A 6,687-nucleotide genomic window follows, 5' to 3' on the forward strand; every position below is an offset into this window, starting at 1 on the left:
AAGGCGAGGTCGCGGTCCTTGACCACGGTCAGCGGGGTGCCGTCGGCGCCGTGTACGGCGAAGACGGGCTGGCCCTCGACCACCGTCGCCTTGACGAAGGCGATCTGGTTCAGGCCGATCGCCGCGAAATCGGTCGGCGACATCTGAGAGAAAGCGGGAATGGCGTTGGTGTGCATGGTCATCACCAAGAGTTACGGTTCGGCTTCACCCTTCGACGCCCGAAGCGACGTCGATCGTGGTCTTGCCATTGGCCTTGGACGCTGCGGGTGTGATCGCGATCGTCCGCACTTTGGTTTCCGGCAGCGGCCGGCGCAGCTCGACATGCAGGAGCCCGTTGTCGAGCGAGGCCCCGGTCACCTCGATGCCCTCCGCCAGCACGAAGGCGCGCTGGAACTGGCGGGCGGCGATGCCGCGATGCAGGAAGATGCGCTCCTTGTCGTCGGTCTGCTTCCCGCGGACCACCAGCTGGTTGTCCTCGATCTGGACCGACAGGTCGGCATCGCTGAAGCCGGCAACCGCAAGCGTGATGCGCAGCTGGTCTTCGCCGATCTGTTCGATGTTATAGGGCGGATACCCGTCGTTCGGCACCTTGCCGATCCGGTCGAGCGTCCGCTCGAACTGCTCGAAACCGAGCAGGAGCGGGCTGTTGAACAGCGAAACCCGCGTCATGGTTTACTCCTCCTGACGAGCGAGCTGCCGGGGAACCCCCGGCTGGGGTGGCCCGGTTGCCCGGCGCCTGGTGGAAGAGGGACCACATGGCATCCCTCTGTCTTAAGGAAATGGGGGGTTACCGGTCGGTTTCAAGATCGCGTTTGGGGCGCGGCCCGCCCGGTGGTTTGGATGGGGTGTTCCAGCCGCTAGATATGGGGTCTGCGGCCCCGATTTTCCGGATGCCTGCCGTGCGTGCGTTTGGCGGCCCTCCGTGCGCATGCTATCTATCAGGCATGACACAACGGTTGGAAGACGTGCCGATGGCGTCGAACAGCAAGGCCGCCACGGCATCCGGGACGACAGCCACCAAGCCGGGGGTCCCCAAGGCCACGACCCGGCGGGGCCGGCCGCCGCGCGAGGGGCTGTCGCATTGGCAGCAGCGGGTGCTGGACCTGGTGCGGGCAAGCACCGAGCCGTCCAGCGCCTATGACATCCTGCGCGAGATGAAGGATGACGGCATCACCGCGCCGCCGGTGGTGTACCGGGCGCTGAAGGGGCTGCTCGACCGCGGCCTGGTGCACCGGATCGAATCCCTCAACGCCTATGTCGTGTGCGGCGGGGCGGATCATCCGCACCATCATCCCGCGCAATTCGCCATCTGCCGCGAATGCGGCCGGGTGGAGGAGATCACCGACCCCGCGGTCGACCAGTTGATCGGCGCCTGGACCGGCCGGATCGGCTTCGTCGCCGACAGCCGGACCATCGAGATCCTCGGCCGCTGCCAGGATTGCGTCGCCCGGCTGGCGGCCGTGGCAGCGGACTGATCGACTCGTCGCCCGGCCGTCAGCCGGCCGGACCGCAACTCTTCGCCGCCTCGGCCTTCGCCAGGTCGCGGGTGTGGGTCAGCAGGCTGGCGTCGCCGATGTCGCCATGGCCCGGCACCACGGTCTTGGCCATCTTGCCGTAGCGCACGATCACCGCCTCGATCGATTGCGGCCAGCGGCAGATATCGGCATCGGCGACATTGCCCAGGTTGCCATCGTCCGCCGCCCGGATCACGCAGCCGCCGAACAGCAGCGCGACATCCGGCAGGAAGGCGACGGTGTTGTCCTTGGTGTGCGCCGGCCCGGGATAGAACAGCTCCACCGGCCGGCCGCCGGCGGTGATGGTGGTCGATTCGCCGGTCCACGACCGCTGGATCGTACCGGCACCGTCGGCCTCGGCCTCCTTCACCGTCTCGTCCCGCGCCAGGGACCAGCCGCCGCGGGCGTGGACCGCGGCCAGGCCGGCCAGGCGGTCGTCATGGGCGTGGGTCACCAGCAGGTTCACCGGCCGGTTCGGGGCGACCTTCGCCACCTGGTCCAGCAGCACCACCGTCTGGGCCGGGGTCCAGGCGGTGTCGACCAGCAGCACGTCGTCCGGCCCGACCACGACCAGGCCGTTGGCGGCGACCCAGCCCTGCGGGAATTTGCCCCAGCTGGTGTGCAGCCAGACACCGTCGCCCAGCTCGCGGAAGCCCAGCGGCGGCGGCGTGTCCTCGCCCTCCGCCCACACCGGCCGGGCCAGGGCCAGCGGCAGCAGGGCAGCGCAGCCCGACAGGAAAGCACGGCGGGATGGGGCGGCAACAGGCATGTCGATCCTCGGTTTCGCGGCGGCTGAGTCGGTCGCCCGACATCGTGCCTCGCGAAGAATCGGGGCGATTCTGGGGCGGGGATGCCGGGGCCGGGATCGAACCGGCGGTCGGGGACGAGTCCAATAGCATCCGACCGGCCGCATGGCGACAGGCTTGCCGGCGACGGGCTTGCGTCTTCTTATTATGTTATATAATAACGATTAATCCGCCTTGGAATCCGCAGATCGCCGGAAGCCCGCCATGTCCCGCATCCCCGTCACCGTCCTGACCGGCTACCTCGGCGCCGGCAAGACCACGCTGCTGAACCGCATCCTCTCCGAGGCGCATGGCAAGCGCTATGCCGTGATCGTCAATGAATTCGGCGAGATCGGCATCGACGGCGATCTCGTCGTCGGCGCGGATGAGGAGGTGTTTGCCATGAACAATGGCTGCCTCTGCTGTTCCGTGCGCGGGGACCTGATCCGGATCATCGGCGGGCTGATGAAGCGGGCGGGCAGTTTCGACGGCATCCTGATCGAGACCACCGGCCTGGCCGATCCGGCCCCCGTGGCCCAGACCTTCCTGGCCGATGACGAGGTGCGCGAGCGCACGGCCCTCGATTCGATCGTCACCGTGGTCGATGCCCGCCACATCGAGGCCCGGCTGGGTGACAGCGACGAGGCGGAGGAGCAGGTGGCCTTCGCCGACACCATCCTGCTGAACAAGACCGACCTGGTCGACGCCACCGACCTGGCGGTGGTGGAGGCGCGGATCCGCAGCATCAACCCGATGGCGCGGCTGCTGCGGACCCGGCGCTGCGACGTCGATCTCGGCACCGTGCTCGGCAGCGGTGCCTTCGATCTCGACCGGCTGGTGGCGCTCGACCCGGACCTGCTCGACAGCCACCATCATCATCACGAGCACGACCAGGGTGTCGCCAGCGTGTCGTTCCGGCTCGACCAGCCGCTCGACGGCCGCCGCTTCGTCGACTGGATCGGCATGCTGCTGGCGATCCGCGGTGCCGACATCCTGCGCAGCAAGGGCATCCTGGCCTTTGCCGGCGAGGACCGGCCCTTCGTGTTCCAGGGCGTGCACATGCTGCAGGAGGGCGATTTCGCCCCGGCCTGGCGGCCGGGCCAGGCGCGCGACAGCCGGCTGGTGCTGATCGGCCGCAATCTCGACGCCGCGTCGCTGCGCGCCAGCTTCGAGGATTGCGTGGCGCGATGAGCCTGCTGCTGCCGCCCCGCGCCTTGGCCGAGGAAAAGGGCACGATCTGGGCTTGGCCGGCGCCGGTGGTCTCCGCCGCCTTCGACGCCGCGGGCCACCTGGCCTTCGGCCTCGGCGACGGCATCATCCGGCTGGTCGATCCCATGGCGCCGGATGAAGTGCTTGCGGTGCCGGCGCATCGCGGTGCCAGCTTGGCGCTGGGGCCGGATGTCGCCGGCGGCTTCCTCAGCGGTGGCGACGATGGCCGTTTCGTCGGCACCGACCCGGCGGGAACGGTGACCGTTATCACCGCACTGCCCGGGCGGTGGATCTCCGCGATCGACGCGGCACCGGAGACCGGCCGCCGTCTCTGCGTCTCGGGGCGGGAGGTCCTGGTGTTCGATGCCGAGGGCGCGCGGGTCACGCGGCTGGAAGCCCCGGCCGGGATCGACGGCGCCGCCTTCGACCCGCGGGGCCGGCGGATCGCCGCGGCGCATTACGGCGGCGTCACGGTCTGGTCGCCGCGAAAGCGGGCCTGGCCCGCCAAGCTTTACGGCTGGGACGGATCGCATCTCGGCGTCACCTGGCATCCGCGGTCGCGCTTCATCGTCTCGGCAATGCAGGACAAGGCGCTGCACGCCTGGCGCCTGTCCGACGGCGTGCATATGCAGATGCCGGGGTACAGGGCCAAGCCGCGGTCGCTGGCCTGGGCCGATGGCGGCCGCGTGTTGGTGACCTCCGGCTCCGATGGCGTGGTGGCCTGGCGCTTCGCCGGGCGGAACGGGCCGATGGGCGGCACCGCGAGCGAAAGCGGCTGGGCCCGTGGCGTGCCGATCACACGCGTCGCCACCCATCCGCAGCTGCCGGTGGTGGCCGCCGGCGCCAAGGACGGCTTCGTCGCGTTGATGCCGCTGGATGGCGGCAGCTATGTGCCCGTGCTGCGCCCGAACGGCGCCGCGATCGAGGCCCTGGCCTTCTCGCCCGACGGACGCTGGCTGGCGGCCGGCGACACCGGCGGCCGGGCCACCCTGGTCGATCTGCAGCCATGACCCGGACGTCTGTCCTGCCCGGTATGTCCGACATCGCCACCCGGCGGGCGCGGCATTGGCCGGAGGCGCGGCGCGTCCTCGCCCATCCGGATTTCCATCATGGCTTCCGCGAGGCCCAGTCCGGCCGGCCCTTCGATCACCGCCGGGCCGATGCCCTGCCACGCCTCGGCCAGCTGCGCTACGAGAACGGCCGGCAGATCGCTGCCGAATGCGCGGCCCTCGGCCTAGCCGTCGACTGGTCGTCGCCAGGTCACATCCCGCCTTCATTGAAGCGCCTGGTGCTGCACCGGCTGCAGTCCGGCCGGCGATGAGCTACGCTGCTGACCGGTTCGAGATGCAGGACGGGGCGCGCCATGATGCGGATCGACGGCCGCTGCCATTGCGGCCATGTCGCCTACGAGGCGGAGATCGACCCGGAGCGCGTGGGGATCTGCCACTGCACCGATTGCCAGGTGCTGACCGGTTCGCCCTTTCGGGTCACGGTGACCGCTTCACGCGACCGCATCCGGCTGACCGCGCATGAGCCGAAGATCTATATCAAGGTCGGGGAGAGCGGTCGTCGTCGGCTGCAATACTTCTGCCCGGAATGCGGCTCGCCGCTTTTCGTCACAGGCGAGGGGACCGATGCCGAGACGTGGGGCATCCGCTGGGGCAGCATCCGCCAGCGTGGGCAACTGGTGCCGAAACGGCAGGCCTGGTGCCATTCGGCGCTCCCCTGGATTCATCATATCGAGGACCTGCCCGGCAAATCCGCGGACTGATGCCACCGGCCGGGGCCACGACTGCGAACCCTGCGATTGGGCCTCCTCCCTTGGTCGATATCCATCGGGCTGGCGCTTTGCGATCGTGCAAAGATGTTATACGTTAACGTCAATGGTGCCGCGCCGCCCGGGCGCTATGGTGCCGCAGCTTCTGCACGGTACCGGCCAACCCATGACCATCTCGCACCATCATCACGCGCCGCAATCCGCCCGTCGGGCCGGCCAGATCGGCCCGTCCGCCCTGGCCGCGCCGGTCGGCTGGCGCTTGGCCGTGGCCTTCGGCCTGATCGCCGTGCTGTGGGTCGCCGTGGCCTGGGCGATGGGCTGGCTGGGGGCGACGCCATGAACATGATCCCGGCCTCGGTCGCCGGCCGCATCCGCCTCGCCAACCTGACCGCCGGCTATGAGCGCCACCCGGCCGTGCACCATGTGAATGGCAGCTTCGAGCCGGGCACGCTGACCGCCATCGTCGGGCCGAACGGCGCCGGCAAGTCGACCCTGCTCAAGACCATCGCGGGGCTGCTGTCGCCGCTGTCCGGCCATGTCGACCGCGGTGCGCTGCGCCGGCGCGACATCGCCTACCTGCCGCAGCTGGCGGAAATCGACCGCAGCTTCCCGATCTCGGTGGCCGACACCGTGCTGCTGGGTGGCTGGGCCGAGACCGGCCTGTTCGGTGGCGTGTCCAAGGCGCTGCGGCATCGCGCCGAAGAGGCGCTGGAGGCGGTCGGCCTCGGCGGGTTCGAGCGGCGGCCGATCGGCAGCCTGTCCGCCGGCCAGTTCCAGCGCGTCCTGTTCGCCCGGCTGCTGCTGCAGAACGGGCGGGTGATCATGCTGGACGAACCGTTCACCGCGCTCGATTCCAAGACCACGCTCGACCTGGTCGACGTGGTGCGGCGCTGGCATGGCGAGGGCCGCACCGTCATCACGGTGCTGCACGATCTGGACCAGGTGCGCGAATTCTGCCCGCACACGCTGCTGCTGGCCCGCGACCCGATCGGCTGGGGCCCGACCGGCGACGTGCTGTGCGCCGAGAACCTGCTGCGCGCCCGGGCGATGGCCGAGGCCTGGTCCGACCGCGGCGAAGCCTGCGAACGGAACGCGGCATGATCGCCGTCTGGGATTTCCTGGTCCGGCCCTTTGTCGACTATGCCTTCATGCAGCGGGCGCTGGTGGCCTGCTTTGCCCTGGCGCTGGGCTGCGGCCCGGTCGGCGTGCTGCTGGTGCTGCGGCGGATGAGCCTGGTGGGCGATGCCATGTCGCATGCGGTGCTGCCGGGTGCCGCGGTCGGCTTCCTGATCTCCGGCCTGTCGCTGTGGGCGATGGGGCTGGGCGGGCTGGTCGCCGGCCTGCTGGTGGCGCTGATGGCCGGCGCCGTCACCCGGGTCACGGCGCTGCGCGAGGACGCCGC

Annotated in this window: 11 protein-coding genes; 8 read left to right on the forward strand and 3 right to left on the reverse strand. The window is 69.9% G+C overall.

What is annotated here, in order from left to right; genetic code table 11:
* Together AC3XYG_RS35570 and AC3XYG_RS35575 are read right to left on the reverse strand one after the other, a co-directional pair.
* The coding region (locus tag AC3XYG_RS35570) for a DUF1150 family protein (protein ID WP_489144623.1) at positions 1-182 on the reverse strand (182 nt) is incomplete at its 3' end.
* Between the two features lie 22 nt (positions 183-204).
* Positions 205-669 (reverse strand): Hsp20 family protein, encoded by a 465-nt coding sequence (locus AC3XYG_RS35575; RefSeq protein WP_489144624.1) that lies wholly within the window; start codon positions 667-669, stop codon positions 205-207.
* Positions 670-971: 302 nt separating this feature from the next.
* Here AC3XYG_RS35575 and AC3XYG_RS35580 point away from each other — a divergent pair, with 302 nt between their 5' ends.
* Positions 972-1,475 (forward strand): Fur family transcriptional regulator, encoded by a 504-nt coding sequence (locus AC3XYG_RS35580; protein WP_489144625.1) that lies wholly within the window; start codon positions 972-974, stop codon positions 1,473-1,475.
* A 19-nt stretch (positions 1,476-1,494) separates the two neighbouring features.
* Here the strand turns inward: AC3XYG_RS35580 and bla are convergent, their stop codons facing one another.
* Positions 1,495-2,283, reverse strand: a complete 789-nt coding sequence (bla, locus tag AC3XYG_RS35585; protein ID WP_489144626.1) for a subclass B1 metallo-beta-lactamase — start codon at positions 2,281-2,283, stop codon at positions 1,495-1,497.
* Between the two features lie 241 nt (positions 2,284-2,524).
* Between bla and AC3XYG_RS35590 the strand changes: the two genes are divergently transcribed.
* The 7 genes from AC3XYG_RS35590 to AC3XYG_RS35620 form a co-directional block, all read left to right on the forward strand.
* Positions 2,525-3,490: a CobW family GTP-binding protein gene (locus AC3XYG_RS35590; RefSeq protein WP_489144627.1), complete on the forward strand. Its 966-nt coding sequence runs from the start codon at positions 2,525-2,527 to the stop codon at positions 3,488-3,490.
* Positions 3,487-4,518, forward strand: a complete 1,032-nt coding sequence (locus AC3XYG_RS35595; RefSeq protein ID WP_489144628.1) for a WD40 repeat domain-containing protein — start codon at positions 3,487-3,489, stop codon at positions 4,516-4,518. The genes AC3XYG_RS35590 and AC3XYG_RS35595 overlap by 4 nt, the downstream gene beginning before the upstream one ends.
* Complete coding sequence (locus tag AC3XYG_RS35600) at positions 4,515-4,829, forward strand: hypothetical protein (protein ID WP_489144629.1); 315 nt, start codon at positions 4,515-4,517, stop codon at positions 4,827-4,829. The genes AC3XYG_RS35595 and AC3XYG_RS35600 overlap by 4 nt, the downstream gene beginning before the upstream one ends.
* Positions 4,830-4,871: 42 nt before the next feature.
* A complete protein-coding gene (locus AC3XYG_RS35605) occupies positions 4,872-5,279 on the forward strand; it encodes a GFA family protein (RefSeq protein WP_489144630.1) in 408 nt (135 codons plus the stop codon).
* Between the two features lie 172 nt (positions 5,280-5,451).
* Entirely contained in the window at positions 5,452-5,625 is a 174-nt protein-coding gene (locus AC3XYG_RS35610) for a hypothetical protein (protein WP_489144631.1), read from the forward strand.
* Positions 5,622-6,386, forward strand: coding sequence for a metal ABC transporter ATP-binding protein (locus tag AC3XYG_RS35615; RefSeq protein WP_489144632.1), 765 nt, complete (start codon positions 5,622-5,624; stop codon positions 6,384-6,386). The genes AC3XYG_RS35610 and AC3XYG_RS35615 overlap by 4 nt, the downstream gene beginning before the upstream one ends.
* Positions 6,383-6,687 (forward strand): metal ABC transporter permease (locus AC3XYG_RS35620; protein ID WP_489144633.1); only part of this gene is annotated, 305 nt, incomplete at its 3' end. The genes AC3XYG_RS35615 and AC3XYG_RS35620, both read left to right, overlap by 4 nt.

The organism is Inquilinus sp. (genome assembly GCF_057815775.1).

Excerpts from the sequence above, each read along its gene's own strand:
- AC3XYG_RS35575 (WP_489144624.1), bottom strand. The coding sequence starts at position 669 with ATGACGCGGGTTTCGCTGTTCAACAGCCCGCTCCTGCTCGGTTTCGAG.
- AC3XYG_RS35580 (WP_489144625.1), top strand. The coding sequence starts at position 972 with ATGGCGTCGAACAGCAAGGCCGCCACGGCATCCGGGACGACAGCCACC.
- bla (WP_489144626.1), bottom strand. The coding sequence starts at position 2,283 with ATGCCTGTTGCCGCCCCATCCCGCCGTGCTTTCCTGTCGGGCTGCGCT.
- AC3XYG_RS35590 (WP_489144627.1), top strand. The coding sequence starts at position 2,525 with ATGTCCCGCATCCCCGTCACCGTCCTGACCGGCTACCTCGGCGCCGGC.
- AC3XYG_RS35595 (WP_489144628.1), top strand. The coding sequence starts at position 3,487 with ATGAGCCTGCTGCTGCCGCCCCGCGCCTTGGCCGAGGAAAAGGGCACG.
- AC3XYG_RS35600 (WP_489144629.1), top strand. The coding sequence starts at position 4,515 with ATGACCCGGACGTCTGTCCTGCCCGGTATGTCCGACATCGCCACCCGG.
- AC3XYG_RS35605 (WP_489144630.1), top strand. The coding sequence starts at position 4,872 with ATGATGCGGATCGACGGCCGCTGCCATTGCGGCCATGTCGCCTACGAG.
- AC3XYG_RS35610 (WP_489144631.1), top strand. The coding sequence starts at position 5,452 with ATGACCATCTCGCACCATCATCACGCGCCGCAATCCGCCCGTCGGGCC.
- AC3XYG_RS35615 (WP_489144632.1), top strand. The coding sequence starts at position 5,622 with ATGAACATGATCCCGGCCTCGGTCGCCGGCCGCATCCGCCTCGCCAAC.